24 protein-coding genes and 1 pseudogene are annotated in these 21700 nt (G+C 67.1%); 12 read left to right on the top strand and 13 right to left on the bottom strand.

All coding sequences use genetic code 11. The features are described from left to right. Window positions 1-15: 15 nt before the first annotated feature. Entirely contained in the window at window positions 16-1329 is a 1314-nt protein-coding gene (locus ULB03_RS03120; protein ID WP_322481838.1) for an Nramp family divalent metal transporter, read from the bottom strand. A 185-nt stretch (window positions 1330-1514) separates the two neighbouring features. Here ULB03_RS03120 and panB point away from each other — a divergent pair. Further along, window positions 1515-2344: pseudogene (panB, locus tag ULB03_RS03115) on the top strand (3-methyl-2-oxobutanoate hydroxymethyltransferase). A gap of 245 nt (window positions 2345-2589) precedes the next feature. Beyond that, the gene (locus tag ULB03_RS03110) at window positions 2590-3306 is read left to right on the top strand and encodes a HEAT repeat domain-containing protein (RefSeq protein ID WP_322481837.1); all 717 of its coding nucleotides are present in this window, start codon (window positions 2590-2592) and stop codon (window positions 3304-3306) included. A gap of 174 nt (window positions 3307-3480) precedes the next feature. Here the strand turns inward: ULB03_RS03110 and minE are convergent, their stop codons facing one another. The 3 genes from minE to minC are packed head-to-tail and all read right to left on the bottom strand — an operon-like array spanning window position 3481 to window position 5413. Then, window positions 3481-3789 carry a cell division topological specificity factor MinE gene (minE, locus tag ULB03_RS03105; protein ID WP_322481836.1) on the bottom strand — a complete coding sequence of 103 codons (309 nt, stop codon included), beginning with the start codon at window positions 3787-3789 and terminating at the stop codon, window positions 3481-3483. Continuing rightward, on the bottom strand, window positions 3786-4601 hold the full coding sequence (minD, locus tag ULB03_RS03100; protein ID WP_322481835.1) for a septum site-determining protein MinD: 816 nt from the start codon (window positions 4599-4601) through the stop codon (window positions 3786-3788). The genes minE and minD overlap by 4 nt, the downstream gene beginning before the upstream one ends. A 47-nt stretch (window positions 4602-4648) precedes the next feature. Beyond that, window positions 4649-5413 carry a septum site-determining protein MinC gene (minC, locus tag ULB03_RS03095; RefSeq protein WP_322481834.1) on the bottom strand — a complete coding sequence of 255 codons (765 nt, stop codon included), beginning with the start codon at window positions 5411-5413 and terminating at the stop codon, window positions 4649-4651. Between the two features lie 983 nt (window positions 5414-6396). On the opposite strand from minC, the gene ULB03_RS03090 reads away from it, so the two are divergent. The 8 genes from ULB03_RS03090 to ULB03_RS03055 all read left to right on the top strand — a co-directional run bounded on the left by ULB03_RS03090 (window position 6397) and on the right by ULB03_RS03055 (window position 11618). Beyond that, on the top strand, window positions 6397-7176 hold the full coding sequence (locus ULB03_RS03090; protein ID WP_416211008.1) for a PhoH family protein: 780 nt from the start codon (window positions 6397-6399) through the stop codon (window positions 7174-7176). Between the two features lie 129 nt (window positions 7177-7305). Then, window positions 7306-7977 carry an SCO family protein gene (locus ULB03_RS03085; protein ID WP_322481833.1) on the top strand — a complete coding sequence of 224 codons (672 nt, stop codon included), beginning with the start codon at window positions 7306-7308 and terminating at the stop codon, window positions 7975-7977. A 92-nt stretch (window positions 7978-8069) separates the two neighbouring features. Next, complete coding sequence (locus ULB03_RS03080; protein ID WP_322481832.1) at window positions 8070-8588, top strand: copper chaperone PCu(A)C; 519 nt, start codon at window positions 8070-8072, stop codon at window positions 8586-8588. A 180-nt stretch (window positions 8589-8768) separates the two neighbouring features. After that, window positions 8769-9173, top strand: coding sequence for an AtpZ/AtpI family protein (locus ULB03_RS03075; RefSeq protein WP_322481831.1), 405 nt, complete (start codon window positions 8769-8771; stop codon window positions 9171-9173). After that, the gene (locus tag ULB03_RS03070) at window positions 9163-9912 is read left to right on the top strand and encodes a F0F1 ATP synthase subunit A (protein ID WP_322481830.1); all 750 of its coding nucleotides are present in this window, start codon (window positions 9163-9165) and stop codon (window positions 9910-9912) included. The genes ULB03_RS03075 and ULB03_RS03070 overlap by 11 nt, the downstream gene beginning before the upstream one ends. 66 nt (window positions 9913-9978) lie before the next feature. Beyond that, window positions 9979-10203 carry an ATP synthase subunit C family protein gene (locus ULB03_RS03065; RefSeq protein WP_145736003.1) on the top strand — a complete coding sequence of 75 codons (225 nt, stop codon included), beginning with the start codon at window positions 9979-9981 and terminating at the stop codon, window positions 10201-10203. A 270-nt stretch (window positions 10204-10473) separates the two neighbouring features. Next, the gene (locus ULB03_RS03060; RefSeq protein ID WP_322481829.1) at window positions 10474-11127 is read left to right on the top strand and encodes a F0F1 ATP synthase subunit B family protein; all 654 of its coding nucleotides are present in this window, start codon (window positions 10474-10476) and stop codon (window positions 11125-11127) included. After that, window positions 11127-11618: a F0F1 ATP synthase subunit B family protein gene (locus ULB03_RS03055; protein ID WP_322481828.1), complete on the top strand. Its 492-nt coding sequence runs from the start codon at window positions 11127-11129 to the stop codon at window positions 11616-11618. The genes ULB03_RS03060 and ULB03_RS03055 overlap by 1 nt, the downstream gene beginning before the upstream one ends. 101 nt (window positions 11619-11719) lie before the next feature. On the opposite strand, the gene ULB03_RS03050 is transcribed toward ULB03_RS03055, so the two are convergent. From ULB03_RS03050 to ULB03_RS03035, 4 genes are all read right to left on the bottom strand, one after another. Then, a complete protein-coding gene (locus tag ULB03_RS03050; RefSeq protein WP_322481827.1) occupies window positions 11720-12271 on the bottom strand; it encodes a hypothetical protein in 552 nt (183 codons plus the stop codon). Between the two features lie 77 nt (window positions 12272-12348). Continuing rightward, window positions 12349-14157, bottom strand: coding sequence for a M3 family oligoendopeptidase (locus ULB03_RS03045; RefSeq protein WP_322481826.1), 1809 nt, complete (start codon window positions 14155-14157; stop codon window positions 12349-12351). 52 nt (window positions 14158-14209) lie between these two features. Beyond that, window positions 14210-15244: an aromatic ring-hydroxylating dioxygenase subunit alpha gene (locus ULB03_RS03040; protein ID WP_322481825.1), complete on the bottom strand. Its 1035-nt coding sequence runs from the start codon at window positions 15242-15244 to the stop codon at window positions 14210-14212. 95 nt (window positions 15245-15339) lie between these two features. After that, entirely contained in the window at window positions 15340-16272 is a 933-nt protein-coding gene (locus ULB03_RS03035) for a LysR family transcriptional regulator (RefSeq protein ID WP_322481824.1), read from the bottom strand. Window positions 16273-16413: 141 nt separating this feature from the next. Between ULB03_RS03035 and ULB03_RS03030 the strand changes: the two genes are divergently transcribed. After that, window positions 16414-17268, top strand: coding sequence for a DODA-type extradiol aromatic ring-opening family dioxygenase (locus ULB03_RS03030; protein WP_322481823.1), 855 nt, complete (start codon window positions 16414-16416; stop codon window positions 17266-17268). Window positions 17269-17345: 77 nt separating this feature from the next. Here ULB03_RS03030 and darG read toward each other — a convergent pair whose 3' ends face one another. The 5 genes from darG to ULB03_RS03005 form a co-directional block, all read right to left on the bottom strand. Beyond that, on the bottom strand, window positions 17346-18416 hold the full coding sequence (gene darG / locus ULB03_RS03025) for a type II toxin-antitoxin system antitoxin DNA ADP-ribosyl glycohydrolase DarG (RefSeq protein ID WP_322481822.1): 1071 nt from the start codon (window positions 18414-18416) through the stop codon (window positions 17346-17348). Beyond that, the gene (darT, locus tag ULB03_RS03020; protein ID WP_322481821.1) at window positions 18413-19066 is read right to left on the bottom strand and encodes a type II toxin-antitoxin system toxin DNA ADP-ribosyl transferase DarT; all 654 of its coding nucleotides are present in this window, start codon (window positions 19064-19066) and stop codon (window positions 18413-18415) included. Before darT ends, darG begins: the two co-directional genes overlap by 4 nt. A 144-nt stretch (window positions 19067-19210) precedes the next feature. Beyond that, entirely contained in the window at window positions 19211-19471 is a 261-nt protein-coding gene (locus ULB03_RS03015) for a DUF2312 domain-containing protein (protein ID WP_145736021.1), read from the bottom strand. A 122-nt stretch (window positions 19472-19593) separates the two neighbouring features. Continuing rightward, entirely contained in the window at window positions 19594-19902 is a 309-nt protein-coding gene (locus ULB03_RS03010) for a DUF1244 domain-containing protein (RefSeq protein WP_322481820.1), read from the bottom strand. 32 nt (window positions 19903-19934) lie between these two features. Then, the gene (locus ULB03_RS03005; protein ID WP_322481819.1) at window positions 19935-20735 is read right to left on the bottom strand and encodes an N-formylglutamate amidohydrolase; all 801 of its coding nucleotides are present in this window, start codon (window positions 20733-20735) and stop codon (window positions 19935-19937) included. Between the two features lie 447 nt (window positions 20736-21182). On the opposite strand from ULB03_RS03005, the gene ULB03_RS03000 reads away from it, so the two are divergent. Then, window positions 21183-21698, top strand: coding sequence for a GNAT family N-acetyltransferase (locus tag ULB03_RS03000; protein ID WP_322481818.1), 516 nt, complete (start codon window positions 21183-21185; stop codon window positions 21696-21698). Window positions 21699-21700: the final 2 nt, after the last annotated feature.

Below are 21700 nucleotides of genomic sequence, written 5' to 3'. Positions count from 1 at the left end.
CGCTGGCGCGGCCGCTCAGCCCGTGACCGTCTGGACGATCAGCACCCCGTTCAGCAGGACGATGATGCCAGCCACCGCCCAGGCGGCGGCCAGCGTGGCGCGGGACGCCGCCAGGCCGCCCATGATGCGCCGGTCGCCGCAGAACCGGACCAGGGGGATGACGGCGAAGGGCAACTGCAGGCTCAACACCACCTGGGTGAAGATCAGCAGGGCCGTGGCGGCCGATTCGCCCGCCACGGCCAGCACCAGCACCGTGGGCACCAGGGCCAGCAGGCGGGTCACCAACCGCCGCCACACCGGCTTCAGCCGCAGTGCCACGAAGCCCTCCATCACCACCTGGCCCGCCAACGTGGCCGTGACGGTGGAGTTCTGGCCGGCCGCCAGCAGGGCCACCGCGAACAGCAGGCTGGCCAGCGGCGCCCCCAGCATGGGGGACAGCAGGCGATAGGCTTCCTCGATGTCATCCACCAGCGCCTGGCCGTGGAAGGCCGCCGCCGCCAGGATCAGGATGCCGGCGTTGATGAAAAAGGCGATGGACAGGGCCACCGTGCTGTCCAGCGTGGCGAAGCGGATGGCCTCGCGCCGGCCCGCCTCGTCCTGGATGAAGGCGCGGGTGCGCACCACGGCGGAATGGAGGTAGAGGTTGTGGGGCATGACGGTGGCGCCCAGGATGCCCACCGCCACGTACAGCTTGGCCGGATCGCTCAGCAGGTCGGCCGTGGGCACGAAGCCGGCCAGCACGGCGCCCAGGGCCGGCCGGCTCAACGCCACCTCCGCCAGGAAGCACAGGCCGATCAGGGTGATCAGGCCCAGGATGAAAGCCTCCAGCCGGCGCACGCCCCGATTCTGCAGGGCCAGGATCAACAGGCTGTCGAAGGCGGTGATGATGGCGCCCACGATCAGGGGCAGGCCAAACAGCAGCTTCAGCGCGATGGCGGAGCCGATGACCTCCGCGATGTCGCAGGCGACGATGGCGATCTCACACAGCACCCACAGCACGACGGCGGTGCGGGGGCCATAGCGCTCCCGGCACAGCTGCGCCAGGTCGCGGCCGCTGGCGATGCCCAGGCGCACCGACAACGCCTGGAGCAGCATGGCCATCAGGCTGGACAGCAGGATGACAGACAGCAGGGTGTAGCCGAACCGCGACCCGCCAGCGATGTCGGTCGCCCAGTTGCCGGGGTCCATATAGCCCACGGCCACCAGGTAGCCGGGACCGGAGAAGGCCAGCAGCTTGCGCCAGAACCCGCCGGCGACCGGCACGCTGGCCATGGACCCGGTCGAGGGCTCTGGCCACTTGTCTTTGCTCGCGTCGACCGCGGACTGCATGCGGCGCCTTTTCGTGCTGAATCGGGGAAAGCGATGAGGAAGAAGGATGACCATAGCGAAGTTCCCGGCGCGTCACGAGGGTGGGTGTGCTGCGCCGGGTGCGACGCTGTCGCCATTCATTGGCGCCCGCCCATGCTTTGGTGTAGGGATGCGGCCCGAAACGTCCTTGAAGGATCGGTACCGGGATGAGCGCCACCGCCGCCGTGAAACGCCTTAGCGTGCCTGACATCGCCGCCCGCAAGGGGGGCACGCCCGTGGTTTGCCTGACGGCCTACACCGCCCCCATGGCGGGCCTGCTGGATCCGCATTGCGACCTGCTGCTGGTGGGCGACAGCGTGGGCATGGTCCTGTACGGCCTGCCCAGCACCCTGGGCGTCACCGTTGACATGATGGTGGCCCATGGCGCCGCCGTGGTGCGCGGCTCCGCCCATGCCGCCGTGGTGGTGGACTTGCCCTTCGGCAGCTATCAGGCAAGTCCGGAGCAGGCCTTCCGCACCGCCGCCCGCATCCTGGCCGAGACGGGTGCCGCCGCCGTGAAGCTGGAAGGGGGGAGGAGATGGCCGCCACCATCGACTTTCTGGTGCGTCGGGGCATCCCCGTCATGGGCCATGTCGGCCTGACGCCGCAGGCGGTGAACGCGCTGGGCGGCTATCGCGCCCGTGGCCGGGGGGAAGCGGAGCAGGCCAAGATTCTGGGCGACGCGCGGGCCGTGGCCGAGGCCGGCGCCTTCTCCCTGGTGATCGAGGGCGTGGTGGAACCGCTGGCCCGCCAGGTGACGGAGCTGGTGCCCGTGGTCACCATCGGCATCGGCGCCAGCGCCGCGTGTGATGGCCAGGTGCTGGTGTCGGATGACATGCTGGGCCTGTTCGCCGACTTCACGCCCAAGTTCGTGAAGCGCTACGCCGATCTGGCGGCCCAGGTCGGCGCGGCCGCCCAGGCCTATGCCGAGGACGTCCGCGCCCGCCGCTTCCCCGGCCCCGAATACACCTTCGCCGAGAGACCGGCGAAGGCGTGACGCCGCCAGGGACAGTGTTGCCAATTATGCCCACTTATGTTCTCATCATGTTCCGTTCTGGGGTAAGAGGGAACCATGGTGAACAGGACACGCAAGGCTAAAGCGGGCGACGCCTCCCCTCAGGCCCAGATGGACCTGTTCGGCGCGCCGCTCCCTGCGGCCATTAACCCGCCCACGCCCTTGCGGCCCCGCCCCCCGCCGAGCCGGCCCCGGCCGAGCTTGATGATGCGGCCCTGCTGGCGCGGTTGCCCGACGCCCCGCTCAGCAAGGCTTTGCCCCTGATCGCGGAGGCTGGTCGCCGCCGGCTGACGGCCGCCGTGCCTCTGCTGGGGCAGCGTCTCAAGCGTCTGGCCGGCTACGGTCTCAGCGGACGGGAACCGGTGGTAGTGCTGGACGCGCTTGCCGCCATCGGCGGGCCGCAGGCCACCGCCATCGTCGCCGGCCTGCTGGGGGGCGCCGGTCTGGCGGGGTCGGTGGAGGTGGCGGCGCTGGGGGCCGCCGTTCGGCTGGAGGTGGCCTTGGATCGCAAGGTGCTGCTGCGCCTGTTGGGCAATGCCGACGCGGCGGCGCGGGCGGCCGCCTGCCGCTGCGTGCGCCAGGCGGAGTTTCCCGTCATCGATGCCCTGGAACGGTTGCGCGCCGATCCCGACCGGATGGTGGCCACCGGCGCCGTCTGCGCCCTGGGCCGGCTGGGCCGCCCCACCGTGCGCGCCGACCTGGCGCAACTGGTGACAGCGGCACCGACGCGGGAGACGGTGGCGGCCTTGGTTTCGGTCATGGACCATGTCGGCGTGGACGCCGACAGCCTGGTGGCCCTGCGCCGCGCCGCCCGTCATCCCGAGTTGCGCGAGGCGGTGCTGGAGGCGCTGGACGGCTTCGATGACGCCCAGGCCACGGCCCTGGCGGTCAAGCTGCGCCAGCAGGTGGTCCATCAGCAGGAAAGCCGGGCGGACGCCGCCTGAAACGACGCCTCCTGAAAACGACAGAGGCCGGCCCAAACGGACCGGCCTCTGCCGAGTTCATATCCACCCGCTCTCCCCAGGCCAGCGGCCGCTGGCCCCGGAGTGAGCACCGCAGGGCGGAACGAGGATAGCCAAGGCTGCGGATGCGGCCGCCCGGCGCCTGAGGGGAAACGATCAAGCGTTCCCGGTCGCCGCGACCTTGCCGGCCGCCGCGCGGGCCGCGCCCTTGGCGGGTGCGGGAAGTTCCACGTTGACCTCCAGCGTGGAATAGCCACTGGCCCGATCCAGCTTCACCGCCACCTTGTCGTCGTCGATGGAGACGTACTTCTTGATGACGTCCAGCAGCTCTTTCTGCAGCTGGGGCAGGAAGTCGGGGCTATCGCGGCCGGCCCGCTCGTGGGCCAGGACGATCTGCAAGCGTTCCTTGGCCTGGTCGGCCGCGGACGCTTTCTTGGGCGTGCGGAAGAAATCGAAAATGCTCATGCGGTCCTCCGCAGCAGCCGGTCGAAGAAGCCCTTCTTCTCCACTTTGACGAAGCGGTGCTCGATCGTCTCGCCCAGGAAGCGGCCGACGGCGTCGGAGTAAGCCTGGCCGGCGTTGGACTTGTCGTCCAGCACCACGGGCATGCCGACGTTGCTGGCGCGCAGCACGGCGGGGCTTTCCGGGATGATGCCCAGCAGCGGGATGGCCAGAATCTCCAGCACGTCCTCGACCTTCAGCATCTCGCCCTTCTCGACCCGCTCCGGGTCATAGCGGGTGACCAGCAGGTGTTCCTGCACCGGGGCTTCGCCCTTTTCGGCACGGCGCGACTTGGCCTGGATGACGCCCAGGATGCGGTCGCTGTCCCGCACCGAGGAAACCTCGGGGTTGGTCACGATGATGGCATGGTCGGCGAAGTACAGCGCCATCAGGGCGCCGCGCTCGATGCCGGCCGGGCTGTCGCAGATGATGTAGTCGAACTCTTTCTTGAGCTCTTCCAGGATCTTCTCGACCCCCTGCTCAGTCAGGGCGTCCTTGTCACGGGTCTGCGAGGTGGGGAGGATGTACAGGTTCTCCACCCGCTTGTCCTTGATCAACGCCTGGCTGAGGCGCGCCTCGCCATTGATGACGTTGATGAAGTCGAACACCACGCGGCGCTCGCACCCCATGATCAGGTCCAGGTTGCGCAGGCCCACATCGAAATCGATGATGCAGGTTTTGAACCCCCGCAAGGCCAGGCCGGTGCCGAAGGCGGCGGATGAGGTGGTCTTGCCGACGCCGCCCTTGCCCGATGTCATGACGATGATCTTGGCCAAGAACGTCTCCCTTGGAAAAGAAGGTTACTGGGAAAACCGGCCGTGCGTCAGACGGTGACCGGATCGATGTGGAGGAAACCCTGGTCCAGGTAAATCTGGACCTGGCGGCGCAGGACGGATTTCTCCAGATCCTCGCTCACCCGGTACAGCCCGGCGATGGAGACCATCTCCGCCTCCAGGCTTTGGCAGAAGATGCGGGCGTTGCGGTCGCCCGCCATGCCTGCCAGCGCGCGGCCGCGCAGCGCGCCATAGACGTGGATATTGCCGTCGGCCACCAGCTCGGCCCCCGGGGATACCGACCCGATGACCACCAGGTCGCCGCCCTGGGCGTACAACTGCCGGCCGGAGCGCACATTCTCCCTGACCAGCAGGGTGGCCTTTTGGTAGGGCAGGTCGTGCGCCGGGGCGGCGGCGGGCGCCGTGGCGGCCGGGGCGTCGGCCACGGCGACGGGACGGGGGGCCGCTGGCGCGGCGTCCGCCGCCGCGCGCCCCTGCGGGAACACGGCCAGGCCGACGGCCAGCGCCGCCTCCTGCTGTTCACGGGTGCCACCCTGCAGGCCCACGGCGATCAGGCCCAAGGTGCGCAGCAGGTCGCAGAAATTCTCGAAATCAAAGCCCTGTCCCGGCGGAAGATCGTCCAGATCCAGCACTACCGGCGCATTGCGGAAAAAATTGGGCGCCTGGCGCACCTTGTCCGACAGGGCGAAGAAGAAATTCTGGGCATGCGGGTCGGATACCTTCAGCACCATCATGGTGAAGTTGCTGCCGCGCAGTTGGAACGGCGCGTCCCGGAATGCCACTTGGTTGCTCATCTCGCCCCTGACCCCTTCAATCCCTTGGCTTCCTGACCATCACCCGCCCACGCCGACCGAAAATGCGGCAAGGACCCCGGCAAAGCCGAACTCAGCGCACCGATCGCCCGCAGGGGGCAGAGGGTCCTCGAAATGCGGTGGCACGTCCATCGGCCCCGGGTGATCCGGGGCGGGCAGGACGTCACCCCAGGCCGTTCCCATCGAAGGCGCGTTTCAAGACCAGATGGGCGCGGGCGTCAAGGGAATCCTCAGATCCACATTTTGAGCGGAAAGCGCCAGCCCACACAATATTTATTGAGTCTTAGTGCACCTTCGGGGGGCCCATCCCCCTGGGGGCGGGGAGGGCGGCGGGCCAGCGTCTTGAATCACGGGGCCGTTTCCGCCGCAACGCGGCAATCCGGCTGGAAAGAGGCCACCCCTTGCATTGCCGCGCGGGGCACGAGGAATGGCGACTCGGGTCCCGTCACCCTGGTCCCCTCCACCAACTCGGTCTAACCCCCACTCCGGACGAGGCACTACATATGGGGTGTGAATCTTTCATGTATGCCCCATGGATTGCTGACAGACGCTCGCACCTGCGGTAGAGTGCATACCAGGGTCGTCACTCGAGAATGACGGAACGGTGTGTTGCCAAACTGTGCGCCGCTGCCTTTGTCACGACATGCACGCCGGGGGAGGGGCCTTCCCCTGATGCCCCCGCCGCCGTCGCCCCTCGAACCATCGATCCAGGATCGGCCCCCATCGCCCCCCGGACCCGCACGCCGGCCTTCCGCACTTGGATGCGGACGGCCCGCCCGGCGCCCCGCGATGGGCCTCATCAAACCGCATGCCCCGTTGATTTGGGGATGCGGTTTTTTCGTGCCCGGTCTCCGGCGCCCGGGGTCCCAACCCCCGGGGTCGCCCGGCACGCGGTTTACTGCCTGCCTAGTAACCAGGCCGCGGGGGTTCCCGCGGCGCAATCCGGTGTGACTGAGGAGACAGACATGGCCAAGCGTCCAGTGAAGGTGCCCCCCGGCGGCTCCAGCTCCGACAAGGTGCGCCCGCTTTTCCCCGATGCCATGCCCGGCCGGTCGGCCAATGGCTCGGCTGGGGGGCCCGCCAGCGCCGGCTGGGACCCGGTGGAGGAGCGGCGGGATCAGAGCTATGTGCGCAAGGTCAAGCCGCAGAGCCCCAATCAGAAGGTGCTGATGGAGGCCATCGCCACCCACAACCTGGCGCTGGCCCTGGGCCCGGCGGGCACGGGCAAGACCTACCTCGCCATTTCCAGCGCGGTGGAAGCGCTGGAGGCCGGCCGTGTCGACCGCATCATCCTGTCCCGCCCGGCCATCGAGGCGGGAGAGAGCATCGGCTACCTGCCCGGCGACATGGGCGAGAAGATGGCCCCCTTCCTGCGCCCGCTGTATGACGCGTTGAACGACCGCCTGGGCGGCAAGCGCCTGCGCACCCTGATGGCGGAAGGCACCATCGAGATCGCGCCGGTGGGCTTCATGCGCGGCCGCACCCTCAACAACTCCTTCGTGGTGATCGACGAGGCGCAGAACTGCACCTATGGCCAGATCAAGATGCTGCTGACCCGCCTGGGCTGGCATTCCACCATGGTGCTGACCGGCGATCCGGACCAGTCGGATCTGCTGAACGGCTTGTCCGGTTTGGCCGACATCGCCCGCCGGCTGGAGGCGGTGGAGGGCATCGCCGTGGTCCGCCTGAACGACCGCGACATCGTTCGTCACCCGCTGGTGGCCAGCATGCTGACCGTGCTGTAAAGCGGTTGGCACAGTCATGAGAGACGGGCGGGCGGCGCCGGCGGGTGCCGCCCGCCTTTGTTTTCAGGGCCAGGGCGCGCTAAGTTACCAGAGTGAATTCCCTCCCGTCGCGCGGGCGCTGCATTTCCCATGGCCAAGAAACGTCTGATCCGCCTGCTGGTCACCCTGGTGCCGGCCCTCGCCTTCGCGGCCCTGGTCGCCTGGTGGCTGGGGGCGCCGCCCTCGTCGCGCCCGGCGGCCAGCGCCAGCAGCACGGGCGCCGCCCCGGCCTCGGGCGCCGGCGGCCAGATCGTCCCGGGCGTGGCCGTGGGCGGGCCCTTCACCCTGGTGGACCAGTCGGGCAAGACGGTGACGGAGAAAAGCTATGCCGGCTTCTGGCGGCTGATGTTCTTCGGCTACACCTTCTGCCCCGACATCTGCCCCACCGAGTTGCAGGTGATGACCCAGGCCATGGATCAGTTGGGCGCGGAGGGCGACAAGGTGCAGCCCATCTTCGTCAGCGTCGATCCCGGCCGCGACACGCCGCAGCAACTGTCCGACTATGTGGCGCAGTTCCATCCCCGGCTGGTCGGCCTGACCGGCACGGCCGCCCAGGTGGCGGCGGCGACGCGCGCCTGGCGGGTCTATGCCGCCAAGGTCGCCGGCGACGATCCGGACAATTACCTCATGGATCATTCCACCTACGTTTACCTCATGGATCCGGACAACCATCTGGCCACCATCTTCGCCCGCGGCACCACGGCGGAGGACATGGTGAAAGGCATCCGCGAGGCCATCGCCAAAGCCCCCGCGGGGAAGTAAGCCGGGGCGGCTGGGCGCTTCCGTCCGCTTGCCACGCGCCCGCTCTCCCGGGCACATCGCGTCATCCCTCTCCTGAACCGGGGTTGAACCATATGGTCCGCGTCCGTTCCGTTCTCGCCTCCCTGATGATCGCCATCGCGTCGGTGGCCCTGCCGGACGTCGCGTCCGCGCAGGAGGCGCCCGCCCCGGCGCCCGCCATCCAGGCCACCGCCGCTTGGGCGCGGCCCACCATCCGTGGCGCCCGCGCTGGCGTGGCCTTCGTTACGCTGCACAACGCCGGGCCGGCCGACCGGCTGGTGGGCGTTGACGCCGACGTGGGCAAGATGGCCCAACTGCACGTGATCACGGTGGTGGACGGCATCGCCCGCATGCGGCCGCTGATCGACGGCGTCGCCCTGCCGGCGGGGGGCACGGTGACCCTGAAACCCGATGGGCCGCATATCATGCTGATGGGCCTGACCCAGCCGCTGGTGGTGGGGCAGCGCGTCCATTTGACCCTGCGCTTCAAGGCCGCGGCGCCCCTCACCGTCGAGGCGACGGTGCTGGCGCCGGGGGCGGAGCCAGGCATGGCCGGCAGCGCCACGCAGGGTGGCGGGCGGAGCGGTGGCTGAGCTTGGGACATCGCGCCTGCGCGTGTGGCGCGGGGCACCAAAATAGTCCTTTAGAATCATGCACTTGATCCTGTGCTTTTGCGACTTGACAGGGGGTGGGCCGCCCCGTATGGTGCCGCCGCTTTCGCATGGCGACGACTCCATTGCGGCGGAAGGGGCATACCTCCAGGGGTTTAGACCTTGACGGACCAGACACCCCCGCCTTCCTTGGATGAGCTTGAGGCCCGCTTGCGGGAAGCGCGACGTGGCGCCGAGTCTTCCTCTTCCTCCCCGACACAGCGGAAGGATGAGGCGGGCAACGGTTTTTTGGGCGTCGCGTTTCGCATCGGTGCTGAGCTGGTCGCGGCGATGGTGGTCGGCGTCGGTGGCGGTTTGGTCATCGATCGCTGGCTGGGCACGTCGCCCTGGGGGCTGATCGTTATGTTCGTCCTGGGGTCGGCGGCCGCGATGTTGAACGTATACCGCGCCGTCAACGGCATGGGATACGCGGTGGGATACCGGCGGCCGGGCTCGGACGCCAACTCAGGGGGCGGAGCCAACTCCACCCCCGCCAAGGATGAAGGTGAGGGGAATCGTGGCCACTGATCCGCTGCATCAGTTTCGCATTGAGCAGATCGTTCCTCTGCATCTCGCTGGGCACGACGTCTCCTTCACCAATTCCTCCTTCTACATGGTGGTCGCCGCCGTCCTGATCACCGGCCTGCTGGTCGCCGGCACCGCCTCGCGCGCGCTGGTCCCGGGCCGGCTGCAGTCGGTGGCGGAGCTGCTGTACGAATTCGTGTCGGGCATGGTGCGGGACAACGCGGGCGCCGAGGCGCGCCCCTACTTCCCACTGGTGTTCTCGATCTTCGCCTTCGTGCTGTTCGGCAACATGATCGGCATGGTCCCCGGCACCTTCACCTTCACCAGCCACATCATCGTGACCTTCACGCTGGCGGCCCTGGTGTTCGTGTTCGTGACCCTGGTGGCGCTGATCCGCCACGGCTTCCACTTCTTCAGCTTCTTCTTCCCCTCGGGCGCGCCCATCGCGCTGGCGCCCATCCTGATCCCCATCGAGGTCATCTCCTACCTGATGCGGCCGGTCAGCCTCTCCATCCGACTGTTCGCCAACATGATGGCGGGCCACACCATGCTGAAGGTCTTCGCCGGCTTCACGATCACCATGATCGGTGCCCTGGGCGCCGTCGGCTGGCTGGCCGGCGCCGTGCCGGTGGCGATCAACGTGGCCCTGATCGGCTTTGAGATCATGGTCGCCTTCCTGCAGGCGTACGTCTTCACCATCCTGACCTGCCTCTACATCCGCGACGCCATCGAGCTGCACTAAGCCCGGTCGTCCGTCGGTAGAGCCTGTCTTCACCTTTCAACCGTTCCATCACAGAGGAAGTCTATAATGGATCCGCAAGCCGCTAAGTTCATCGGCGCCGGTCTGGCCATGTTCGCCCTGGCTGGTGTCGGCATCGGCATCGGCAACATTTTCGCCAACCTGATCGCCGCCGTGGGCCGTAACCCGGCCGCCCGCGCCTCCGTGTTCCCGATCGGCATTCTGGGCTTCGCGCTGACCGAAGCCGTGGCGCTGTTCGCGCTGCTGATCGCCTTCCTGATCCTGTTCACCTAAGCCTGATATCCGGGCGTTGATGGAACGGCCCCGCGGGGCAGCCTCTTTGGGGCGAGCTTCGCGGCATTGACAGGGACGGGGCGGGGTTGGCGTTTGCCGGCCGCCGCCCCCGATCCCATGTCCGGTTCGGCTTCCGGCAGCGCTTCATCGCAGGTTCCGATCCGATTTCCGGCGATGGCCCGGTGCTGGGCGTTCCCATGGACTAGGTTTCATGGTGCGGCCTTGGCGCCAGCCCCAAATCCGGGCGATCTCGCAATCAAGGTGATCTTCATGGTGAATCCAAGGCTCATGGTGTGGCTGAAGGGCCTTGCCGCCGCCGCCGTGCTCACGGTGGCCCTGGGCGGCACGCCGTCGTTCGCGCAGACGGGTGAAGAAGCCACCCACGCGACGGACAGCGTGGAGCACGAGGCTGGCGTGCATGACGAAAAGGGTCTGCCCCAGCTGAACACCAAGACGTTCGCGTCTCAGATTTTCTGGCTGGCCGTCACCTTCGGCACGCTTTACGTGCTGGTGGCCAAGGTCGGCCTGCCGCGCGTCGGCGCCGTTCTGGAGGCCCGTGAGGCCAAGATCTCCGGCGACCTGGACAAGGCCACGGCCCTGAAGGCCGAGACCGACGCCATCGTCGCCGCCTATGAGAAGGCGGTGGCCGAGGCCCGCGCCAGCGCCCACAAGCTGCTGAACGAGACCGCCGCCACTGCCGATGCCGCCGCCGCCCAGCGCACGGCCGACGTCGTCGCCGGCCTGGTCGCCAAGCAGAAGGAAGCCGAGGCCCGCATCGAGGGCCAGAAGCAGACCGCGCTGGCCAATGTCCGCACCGTCGCCGCCGAGGCCGCCAGCGCCGCCGTCGCCAAGCTGGCGGGTGTCGCGCCCGAGCAGGCTGGTGTCGATGGCGCCGTGGATGCCGCCCTGAAGGAGCGTGCGTGATGTTCGATCTGCAGAATCCCACTTTCTGGGTTGGCGTCGCCTTCGTCGTCTTCTTCGCCCTGGTGATCTGGAAGGGCGGCCTTGGCGCCCTGGGCAAGGGCCTGGACGCCCGCGCCGAGAAGATCCGGCTGGAGATCGAGACCGCGCAGAAGCTGCGCCAGGACGCCGAGGCGGCCCTGACGGCCTATCAGAAGAAGCAGCGTGACGCGATGAAGGAGGCTGACGCCATCATCGCCGCCGCCCGCGAAGAGGCTGACCGCATCTGCCAGCACGCGGAAGCGGATCTGGAGGCCACGCTGAAGCGCCGCGAGGCCCAGGCCCTGGAAAAGATCGCCCAGGCCGAAGCCGCCGCCCTGCAGCAGGTGCGCAGCCTGGCCGTGGACGTGGCCTTGGCCGCCACCGAATCGCTGCTGGCCCAGACCATTGACCAGTCGCGCAGCGACGCCATGGTGGCCACGGCCATCGAGGAGCTGCCCGGCAAGCTGCATTGATGTCGTGGCCGCGCTGATCCCCGGATCAGTGACTCAGGCGAAATGAAAAAGGGCGGTCCCGTCGGGGCCGCCCTTTTGCCATTCCCGGTGGGAGGAGGGGCTTACTTCGGCTGGTACTCCACCACCGGTGCCACCTTGCGGGCGGCCTTGCCCATGCCGCGGCGCAGGGTGACCTTGGTGTGGCCGGCCTTCCACTCCGCGCTGGCCGACTCGGCGTCCTTTTGCCGGCCGGCGGGGGCGCCGAGCTGCTTCACCAACTGGGCATCCACGCCGTCGCCGCATTCCTTGGACGCCTCCTGGCCGTAGAGGGTGACGCGGCGTAGCGCGTTCTTCTTCATCTCGAAGTCCACGGCATAGGCGCAGCCGCCCAGGCGCACGCTTTCCAGGCCGAACAGATAGCGGACCTGCCCCCCCTTGGGGCCTCCGTTGCCGATCTCGAACTCCCGCGCCTTGGGGTAGGCGGCCAGGATCTGCTTGTGGGTCATGCCCCAGGTGACCTGGCCCCAGCCGTTCAGGTCTTTTGCCTTGCCGGCCTTCGCCGCCTTGGCGGGTTCATGCTTGGGTTGGGCGGCCGCCAGCGCCGTGCCCGAGGCGGCGCTGAAAGCCAGGACCGCCAGCGCGATGGCGAGGCGGGCGGGGATGCGGTGCGTCATGATTGTTGTTCTTCGTACCAGAAGGATGCCCCAAGGCCAGGAAGGCCCGAATCGGAAATTGGTCGAACTGGCGGCGCTCAGCCCAGCGCCTCCAGCTCATCGATGAAGCCCTTCAGCATGCCCAGACCCTTGTGCCAGAAGGCCGGGTCGGTGGCGTCCAGGCCGAAGGGCGCCAGCAGTTCCTTATGCCGCTTGGTGCCGCCGGCCGCCAGCATCTCCAGATAGCGGCGCGCGAAGGCCTCGGAGCCGTTGTGGGCGGACGCCTCCTCGAACGCGGCATAGAGGCTGTTCACCAGGCAATCGCCGAAGGCGTAGGCGTAGACGTAGAAGGGCGAATGGATGAAGTGGGGGATGTAGGACCAGTAGGTGGCATAACCCGTGTCGAATTGCAGCGCCGGGCCCAGGCTCTCGGTCTGCACCGCCAGCCAGATTGCGCCCAGCCGCTCCTCTGACAGCTCACCCTGCCGCCGCTCGGCATGGACGCGGCGCTCAAAGTCATAGAACGCCGTCTGGCGCACCACGGTGTTCAGCATGTCCTCCACCTTGCCGGCCAGCAGGGCGCGGCGGCGGGCCGGGTCGGTCTCGGCGGCCAGCAGCCCGCGGAAGGTCAGCATCTCCCCGAACACGCTGGCCGTTTCCGCCAGGGTCAGGGGCGTGTCGGATTGGAGATGGCCTTGGCCGCCGGCCAGCACCTGATGCACGCCGTGGCCCAGCTCATGGGCCAGCGTCATGACATCGCGCGTCTTGCCCATGTAGTTGACCAGCAGGTAGGGGTGGGCGCTCGGCACGGTGGGGTGGGCGAAGGCGCCGGGGTTCTTGCCCAGCCGGACGGCCGCGTCGATCCAGGCGTTATCGAAGAATTGCCGTCCCACCCCGGCCAGGTCGGGGCTGAAGCGGGCGTAGGAGGACAGCACGATCTCCCGCGCCTCGTCCCAAGGGATGGTGCGCTCCGCCACGTCGGGCAGGGGGGCGTTGCGGTCCCAATACTCCAGCGTGTCGCCGCCGAACCATTTGGCCTTCAGTTTGTAGTAGCGGTGCGACAGGCTGGGGTAACTGTCCTTGACGGCGCCCACCAGCGCCTCCACCACCGCGTCCTCGACCCGGTTGGACAGGTTGCGCGCCGACCAGGGCTGGTCATAGCGGCGCCACTTGTCCTCGATCTCCTTGTCCTTGGCCAGGGTGTTGGTGATCAGGGTGAACAGCTTGATGTTGCGGCCCAGGACCGCGCCGATCTCCACCGCCGCCGCCCGCCGAACCTCGGCCTCCGGCGCGGACAGCAGGTTCAAGGCCTCCGCCGATGTGAGGTCCCGGCCATCGATTCGGAAGCGTAACGAGGCCATGGTCTCGTCGAACAGGCGGGTCCAGGCGTTGCGGCCCACCACCGCCTTCTCGTGCAGGAAGCGCTCCAGCTCATCCGATAGCTGGTGGGGGCGGAAGATACGGACATCGCGTAGCCAGGCGGCGTAGCGCTGCGCCTCCGGCGCCTTCAGCTTGGCGTCGATGGCCTTGTCGCTGAGCTGGTTCAGTTCCAGGGTGAAGAACAGCAGGTGGACGGAGACGGCGGTCACCTTCTCCTGCATGGACTGATAGAAGCGGGCGATGGCGCCATCGCTTTGGTCGCCGGCGTACAGCAGGCCGGCGTAGCTCATGATCCGCGTCAGCGTCTCATCCAGCGCCTCGTACGTGGCGATCGCCTGGCCCAGCTCCTTGCCCGACAGGCCGGGCAGCTTGCCCGCATGGCGGTGGTAAAAGGCCTGGGCCTCGCGCTCCACCCGCTCCAGGTCCGCCCGCAGCCGTGGGCACTCGGGCCCGGTGTACAGGTCGGACAGGTCCCAGGTGGGCAAGGTGCCCAGGGCGGCGGTGGATTCGGCGGCGGTCGCGGTCATGCCCGTCCCTCTTCAGCAAGCGGTCTGGGCATGACTATAGCGTGCCAGGGCGTTAACTGCGCCAGCGCAGGACGGTATCGCGCACGGGATTTTCGAAGGGGCGCTTCTCCTCCCGGGCGCGCCGGAACTCGTTCTTCAGCTGGTAATACCAACGCGCCTGGGTATCGGCGTCCTTGATCAGCATCAGGGTCGGGTTGTGGCGCAGGCCCTGCTGCTGCATCACCACCGCGTCGCGGTCCTGCCCCAGGAAGCGCTGGGCGATGGGGCGGAACACCGGCTTCAGCAGGCTGGCCCAGGGCATGGTCCAGTAGAACATGTTGGTGATGCGGGTGTTGTTCTCATCCAGCGGCGTCACCGCCGTCAGGTTCCACACCCGGTTCCGGCCGGCCTCGATGGTTTCCGTGCGCACGCCGGGCAGCCGGAAGGAGATTTCCGTCTCCGGCACGCCGCCCAGGATGGCATAGGCGCGGGAGTTGCTGGACGGCCGATGCTTCTTCATGACGAAGCCGAAGGGCGCCGGGCCGAAGGCCTTCTCCTTGGCATGGATGGATTTGGGCGTGCGCCAGAACCAGGACTGGTGGACGAAGGGGCCATGCGCCGGGTCCATGAGGCCCACCACCGCATGATCCAGGTGGCAGGGGAAGTCCATGGTCATCAGCATGTCGGGCTGCTTGTCGGTGGGCAGGCCCGGCGGCTGCGGCGGCTCCTGGTCGGGCTCATCCGTGCCCATCCAGATCCAGATGTTGCCGCTGATCTCCCGCACCGGGTAATCGCGCACGCGGATGCGGTTCAGGTCGAAGTCCTGCCCCTCGACCAGCGAGGGGATGTCGGTGCACTTGCCCTGCCGGTCGAAGCGCCAGCCGTGATAGCAGCACTCCACCTCCTTGCCGTCGAACCGGCCGCAGGACAGCGGGATGCCGCGATGGGGGCAGATATCCCGCAGGGCGAAGACGCCGCCATCCGTGGCGCGACCCAGCAGCACCGGCTGGCCCAGCAGGGTCACGGCCTGCATGGCGCCCTTCGCCAGGGCGCTGCCGGGCATGGCGAAATACCAGATGTCGGTCAGGAAGAAGTTCGGCTCGGCCAAGGCGTCGTCACCAGTCAGGAGGGGGCGAATCAGGGTCCGCACTCTACATCGGCGGGGCCACCGGGCCAATGAGACAGGTCAACCGGGGAGCTGTGTCATGCAGGGCCCAGAATTGGCGGCAGCGCCCGCGCCACTTCCGCCACCCGGCGGCGCAGCCAGGCATGGGCGGGATGACTGTCGAGGCGGCGGTGCCAGACCATGGACAGGCGCATGCTGCTGGCCGGCAGTTCCGCCGGCAGGGGCCGCACCGCCAGGCCGAAGGCCGCCGCCAGCGGATGCGCCACCCGTGCCGCCATCGTGCACAGCAGGTCACTATCGCGCAGCATGGGGGCCGCCACCAGCAGATGGGAGGCCACCACCGCCAGGGTGCGCTGCCGCCCCAGGCTTTCCAGCATACGGTCCACCGCTCCCACCTTGGACGCCGTGGCCGAAACCAGCAGGTGGGAATAGGCGAGATAGGTGTCCAGCACCCACGGCGTGTCCAGCGCCGGGTGGTCCGGCCGCATCAGCACCACCAGGCCATCACGCACCAGCATCTGCCGTGTCATGTGCGCCGGCGGCTCAGGCAGCATGCCCAGGGCCAGGTCCAGAAGGCCCGATTCCAGGCCGGGCAGGGCGTTGTCCTTGTCGGCGTGGCGCAGGACCAGCGACAGGCCGGGCGCCTCCTTCCTCAGGGCCGTAACCAGGGGCGGTCCCAGCACGAATTCCGCATGGTCGGACAGGCCCACGGTGATTTCATCCCGCGCCTCGCAGGGCTTGAACGGGCGGCTGGCGGCCAGGGCGGCGCGCACCTGGTCGAGCGCGCCCTGCAGGGGCACGGCCATGGCGTCGGCCACGGCGGTGGGCACCATGCCGGCGGGGGTGCGGACGAACAGTTCGTCGCCGGCCTGCTGGCGCAGGCGGGCCAGCGCGTTGCTGACCGCTGACTGCGACAGGCCCAGCGCCCGTCCCGCCCGCGTCACCTGCCGCTCACGATAGAGGGCGTCGAAGACGTGCAGGAGGTTCAGGTCGATGCGGCTGATATCCATGCGGGGGGCCTCCTGCAACACCATCATCACTATGGTGAATGATGATGTTGATCACCAGTGATTTGGCAAATGACGAGGCCGGGGCCATGTTGGAACCTAACGAAGCCTGCTCTCCACCCTTTTGGCCCCAAGGTCCCCGCCATGTCGTCCGCCTCCTTCGACGCCGCTTCTGCCGTCTCCGCCCCTGCCGCCCCTGCTTCCGTCCCGGTACGGCGGCAGCCCGCCTATTTTATCTCCCACGGGTCCCCCATGCTGGCGTTGGAGGATAGCGAGGCGCGGCGTTTCCTGCAGGATCTGGGGCGCGACATCCGCGCGGCGGGCGTACCGCGCGCCATCCTGGTGCTGTCGGCGCATTGGGAGACGGCGGCCCCCACCGCCTCGCTGGCGCAGCAGCCTGAAACCATCCATGACTTCGGCGGCTTTCCCCGCGCCCTGTTCGAGATGCAATATCCCGCGCCCGGCGCGCCGGAGGTGGCGCGCGCCGCCCTGGCGGCCCTGGCCACCGCCGGCATCCCGGTGACGGCCGGCGAGGCGCGCGGCCTGGACCACGGCGCCTGGGTGCCCCTGATCCTGATGTTTCCGGAGGCGGACATCCCCGTGGCGCAACTGTCCATCCAGCCGCACCTGGGCCCCGCCCATCACCGCCGGCTGGGGGAGGCGCTGCGGCCCTTGCGCGACCAGGGTGTGTTGATCATGGCGTCAGGCTCCCTGACCCATAATTTGCGCAACCTGGTCTGGGAGGGAACGGATGAGGTGGCCCCGTGGGCGGCCGCGTTCCAGTCCTGGATCCATGACAAGGTCAGCGGCGCCGACATCGCGGCGCTTGACGACTACCGGGCCCGTGCCCCCTTCGCCCGCCAGAACCATCCGCGCGATGAGCACCTGCTGCCCCTGTTCGCCGCCGTGGGCGCGGCGACACCGGGTCAGCCCGGCCGCCGCCTGCACGACAGCGTGCAACTGGGCGCCCTGGCCATGGACGCGTACCGCTTCGATTGAGGGCGAGCTTCTCCAAGAAGTTAAGGATAAGGGGGAATGCCTCTCTCTACATTCATCGGGTGCCGTGACATTTGAACTCACGTTGGGGAGATTGCGCTGGGTATTAGCCGTTCTAACGCAATACCAAGGGCTCGGTCATCAAACAGCCTGCTTTTACGCGCAGCTGCATCGTGGCCGCCGCACCAGCGACGCAGGCCCTCGCGCACGGCAGTCACCGTTGGTTGCACACCGTCCTTGACCAGCAGCCAGTCCACGGTGGCCAGCAGCTCCATGCCAAAGGGCGATTCAAAGCCATCGATTAGGTCCGCTGTGATTTCGAGCGCTGGGATGTATTCTTTGGCTGCACTCTTGAGATAGGCCTGGACGATGTTTTTGCGACCGTCGTCGAACCAGATCACGTCCAGCGGGTCCGCGTCGCTGATGCGCTTGTCGCAGTGGAGATAGCTGCCGTCCAACCCCTCCAAAAGATGGCGCAGGCGATCAGCGTAGGGGCCGTATTTATGCGGAGCAAAGCGTAAGTCCAGCGGTGGCAATCCTGCATGCTCAATGGAGCGCTCAAGGAACCACGCCAGCTTCTGGATTTCCAGCAGGCTACACTCCATACCGAGCACCCAGTAGCGACGTACAAGTTCAGCAATCAACGCACGGGCGGGGGTGAGCTTTTCGACGCCGGTGCGTTTAGCGACGTTCTGATATTTTTCGGTCGGCTCAAACACCAGGATTTCGGTGTCTAGCCCAGCCAACGCTTCTTCGATTTGCGGACGTACCTCGGCCCAATCCAGCCCACCATTGCCCGCGCCTAATGGCGGAATAGCAATGGACTCGACCTTGTTCTCAATTAGGAAGCGGCGCAGGTCTTGCAGCCCTCCGATGATCCATTCGATCTTCGAATCACCTCGCCAATGTTGCTTGGTTGGGAAGTTAACGATCCAGCGTGGGCCATCTAGCTCATTTGTCTCAGTCACGAACATTTTACCTGTACGCACTTCCTTGGCTTTGCAGGCTGCGGCGTAGCGGCGAAAATTTTCGGCAAAACGCTCCTTGAACATCAAAGCTATGCCCTTACCCATCACACCCACGGTGTTGACGGTATTGACCAGCGCTTCAGTGCGGGCCTCTAGCAGATTGCCTTGAGTGAACTTGATCATGAGAAATACCAGCCAGGGCGGACATAGACCGGTAAGTTCAAGCTTCGAGCCTGAATCTGCTGCTCAATGCCCCGTTTCAAGTTATCCGTATAACACACAATGCCGAGCAACCCATTGATCGGCAAGTGCCGATAAACCAGGGCTTCCGCCTGGTACCGTTCGAATTTGGCAGGATCTTCCGGATCACGCCGGAAATCTCGGGCTTGAAGCAGTGGCCAGTCGATTTTATCGAGATTGGCCAAGTCGGAATAGAAATTCGCCCACTGATAGTAAGCATGGCTATCGGTGAACAGGAAAGGCAGCTTCTGCCTTGCAACCTGATGCAAGCTGGATACGAGGATCACTATTTCTTCATTGGGCCTCCGCCGAATGCCGCCCCAGCCGGTATGGATGTTGCGAAGCATTGGTGAAAACGGGGTGAAGTAAAATGGCACATAGTCGTTTAAGAAACCGCCAGGAGGGATCGGCACGGGATGGTTCGCGCGTTTGCCAATTAGTTCTGGGCTTCCAATGCTTACCCAGTTGGTGGCCTGCACGCCGCCATTGCCACAATGCAGGCCATTATCCAAAATCCAAGATAGGTTGCTATGGTGGACTATGCGCCAGATCAGCGCTTTTGTCGGGTTGAGATCCGAGTAGTGATTTGCCATTCGCCACCTTCGTTCTCATGATTAGGCGATTTAAGAACCTGATGCATGAATCGTCATTTAAGGTTGGCGTTATGACCTTAAGAGGGCTGGCGAGGTGGTTTCCGGCCTTTTCCGTTCGGTAAAGAAGGAACGCCGATGCGCAACTCACTCCATGCCCAGCGCGGCCTTGTAGAGCTCCAGCAGGGCGTCCTGCTCCTGCCGGTCGTTCTTTTCCATCTTCCGCAGGCGGATGATCTGGCGGAGGATCTTGGTATCGAACCCCGTGCCCTTGGCTTCGGCGTAGATATCCTTGATATCGTCCGCGATGCCCTTCTTGTCCTCTTCCAGGCGCTCGATACGCTCAATGATGGAGCGCAGGCGTTCGCCGGCGATGCCGCCAACATCCGTTACCGGGGCGTCCGACATGGGGAATGCCTCTTATCTTAAGTGGGTGGTCTGAATGGTGAGGGCGCGACCTTACCTGCGCCGCCCCGGATGGGCAAGCGCCGGGAAAGCGGGCAGGGGCCGCGTCAGCCCCGTGTGCCGCGTCAGTCCTTGGGCTTGTTCTGCTCGAACGCGGCCTTCTGCTCCGCCGTCGCCTCGCGCTGGTGCAGGCGTTTGAAATCCTCATACGGCATGCCGTAGACGATTTCCCGCGCCGCCTCATAGTCCAGCGCCACGCCCCGCTCCTCGGCGGCGGCGCGATACCATTTGGACAGGCAGTTGCGGCAGAAGCCGGCCAGGTTCATCAGGTCGATGTTCTGGACGTCGGTGCGCTCACGCAGATGCGCCACCAGCCGGCGGAAGGCGGCGGCCTCAAGCTGCACCCGGGTGGCGTCGTCGATCTCGGGAACCATGGATATCCTCTGGGTGAAGGGATGCGGCCGGCTCAGGCGCCGGCCAGGACGTGATGTATATCGGCGCGGCCGATCAACTGTCCAAGGGCTTGGGCCAGCAGGGCGGACCAGCGCTCCACCCCATCGGCCTCGCCGATCAGATCCTGCCGCACCTCGATCAGCACCCCCGGCAGGCCCGGTTGGGTGGAATGGGTCTTGAGGGTGTAGCCGTGGCCGTCGCGCCCCGAATAGGGGACGTTGTCGCCCACCACCACGCCCGGCAGGGTCCGCAGCAGGTGCAGCAGCGGCAAGGGCAGGCGGCCGTCCTGGTCCCACAGCACGCCCAGGTGCCAGGGCCGCTGGAAGCCGTCCATGACCGGCGTGAAGCTGTGGATGGAAATGATGGCGGGCACCTGGCCCGCCGCGCGCTTGGCCGCCACGCAGGCCCGGGCCGCGGCGTGGAAGGGATGGAACAGGGCGTCCAGCCGCGCCTGGCGGTCGGCCTCCGTCACCGTCTGGTTGGCCAGGATGGGGGTGCCGTCGCTGACGGCCGGCATCAGCGTCGGGCTGTCCAGCGGGCGATTCAGGTCCACCACCAGGCGGGAATAGCCGGCGATGACCGCCGGCGCGTTCAACCGACGGGCCAGGGCCTGGGTGACCGCCTCCGCCCCGATGTCCCAGGCGATGTGCCGTTCCATATCCGCCGCCGAGACGCCCAGGCTGGCAAGGCGCGCCGGCACCCGGCGCGAGGCGTGCTCGCACAACAGCACCACGGGTGCCGCGCCGTTCGGGTTCACGACCGTCACGGCCGGCGGCTCGCCGGGGTCCAGCAGGGGGACTGCTGCCGGGGGCATGGTCCCAGGGGATGTGGTGTCAGGAAGCGGGGCCAAAGGGGAGGCGGCGGTCGGGGTCGGCGTCGGCGTGTCCAAAGGGGGCTGCCCGTGGTGGAGGTCATGCCGGGACAGGATAACGGTCCTGGCCCGGTATGGAAGCCCCAGCGCTTATTTCAGGAGGATGACGGACCGCTTGCACACAAAGGGAATTATCGTGAAAATAGCAAGAGGTGCATCCGCGTCGTCGCCTCGGGCGTCTTCCCCGTGCATAATTCTCATCGACACAGCTTTTCCGCGCTTGCGGCGGCTGGGCGCACTTCTATTTGAATGGCCGCGACCCCGGAAGCCTTGCGGCAGGTGGCCTCAGGGCCGGGCAGCCATCAGGGTGGGCGGCGAAGGGTGGGATGAGAATTGGGCGGCATGTATCGGTCTAGCATACGCACACCCCCGCCGGACGCCCCGGCCCCGATGATCCGGCCGGCTCAGGCCGATGATGCCGAGGGCATCCGTCAGGTCCATATCCGCTCCGTCCATGCCTTCTGCGCCGGGCATTATTCGCCCGAGCAGCTCATCGCCCTGTTGGGTGGGCGCGAGGCGGCGGATTACCGCGCCGCCATGACGGAATGGGGGGAGCATGTGCTGGTCGCGGAGCAGGCGGCCCGCATCGTGGGCTTCGCCGCCCTGTACAGCGCGGAGGTGCGTGCCGTTTATGTCGATCCCGTTGCCGCCAAAGGGACGGGCCGCCGCTTGCTGGAGGGGATTGAGGACTTGGCGCGGGGCCGGGGGGCCGGCGCCCTGCACCTCACTTCGTCCATGAACGCCGTGGGCTTCTATGAAGCGATGGGATACCAGCGCCAGGGCCCCCGCCTGATGACCATGGGCTGCGGTACCCAATTGGCCGCCTGGGGCATGCGCAAGGCGCTCAGCCGCCCCGTCACGGCCGGCTTTCAGGAATCGATTCCAAACGTCGAGGTCGGGCGATAGCT

Source organism: Nitrospirillum goiasense (assembly GCF_034427435.1).
Lineage (GTDB): Bacteria > Pseudomonadota > Alphaproteobacteria > Azospirillales > Azospirillaceae > Nitrospirillum.
Note: the sequence above shows the minus strand (reverse complement) of the source record. Positions and strands in the feature narration are given on the sequence as shown.

Excerpts from the sequence above, each read along its gene's own strand:
- ULB03_RS03045 (WP_322481826.1), bottom strand. The coding sequence starts at position 14,157 with ATGACCGCGACCGCCGCCGAATCCACCGCCGCCCTGGGCACCTTGCCC.
- ULB03_RS03080 (WP_322481832.1), top strand. The coding sequence starts at position 8,070 with ATGGTCCGCGTCCGTTCCGTTCTCGCCTCCCTGATGATCGCCATCGCG.
- ULB03_RS03120 (WP_322481838.1), bottom strand. The coding sequence starts at position 1,329 with ATGCAGTCCGCGGTCGACGCGAGCAAAGACAAGTGGCCAGAGCCCTCG.
- minE (WP_322481836.1), bottom strand. The coding sequence starts at position 3,789 with ATGAGCATTTTCGATTTCTTCCGCACGCCCAAGAAAGCGTCCGCGGCC.
- ULB03_RS03090 (WP_416211008.1), top strand. The coding sequence starts at position 6,397 with ATGGCCAAGCGTCCAGTGAAGGTGCCCCCCGGCGGCTCCAGCTCCGAC.
- minC (WP_322481834.1), bottom strand. The coding sequence starts at position 5,413 with ATGAGCAACCAAGTGGCATTCCGGGACGCGCCGTTCCAACTGCGCGGC.
- ULB03_RS03055 (WP_322481828.1), top strand. The coding sequence starts at position 11,127 with ATGTTCGATCTGCAGAATCCCACTTTCTGGGTTGGCGTCGCCTTCGTC.
- ULB03_RS03005 (WP_322481819.1), bottom strand. The coding sequence starts at position 20,735 with ATGCCCCCGGCAGCAGTCCCCCTGCTGGACCCCGGCGAGCCGCCGGCC.
- ULB03_RS03050 (WP_322481827.1), bottom strand. The coding sequence starts at position 12,271 with ATGACGCACCGCATCCCCGCCCGCCTCGCCATCGCGCTGGCGGTCCTG.
- ULB03_RS03035 (WP_322481824.1), bottom strand. The coding sequence starts at position 16,272 with ATGGATATCAGCCGCATCGACCTGAACCTCCTGCACGTCTTCGACGCC.
- ULB03_RS03085 (WP_322481833.1), top strand. The coding sequence starts at position 7,306 with ATGGCCAAGAAACGTCTGATCCGCCTGCTGGTCACCCTGGTGCCGGCC.
- ULB03_RS03010 (WP_322481820.1), bottom strand. The coding sequence starts at position 19,902 with ATGGTTCCCGAGATCGACGACGCCACCCGGGTGCAGCTTGAGGCCGCC.
- darG (WP_322481822.1), bottom strand. The coding sequence starts at position 18,416 with ATGATCAAGTTCACTCAAGGCAATCTGCTAGAGGCCCGCACTGAAGCG.
- darT (WP_322481821.1), bottom strand. The coding sequence starts at position 19,066 with ATGGCAAATCACTACTCGGATCTCAACCCGACAAAAGCGCTGATCTGG.
- ULB03_RS03015 (WP_145736021.1), bottom strand. The coding sequence starts at position 19,471 with ATGTCGGACGCCCCGGTAACGGATGTTGGCGGCATCGCCGGCGAACGC.
- ULB03_RS03000 (WP_322481818.1), top strand. The coding sequence starts at position 21,183 with ATGATCCGGCCGGCTCAGGCCGATGATGCCGAGGGCATCCGTCAGGTC.
- ULB03_RS03065 (WP_145736003.1), top strand. The coding sequence starts at position 9,979 with ATGGATCCGCAAGCCGCTAAGTTCATCGGCGCCGGTCTGGCCATGTTC.
- ULB03_RS03030 (WP_322481823.1), top strand. The coding sequence starts at position 16,414 with ATGTCGTCCGCCTCCTTCGACGCCGCTTCTGCCGTCTCCGCCCCTGCC.
- ULB03_RS03060 (WP_322481829.1), top strand. The coding sequence starts at position 10,474 with ATGGTGAATCCAAGGCTCATGGTGTGGCTGAAGGGCCTTGCCGCCGCC.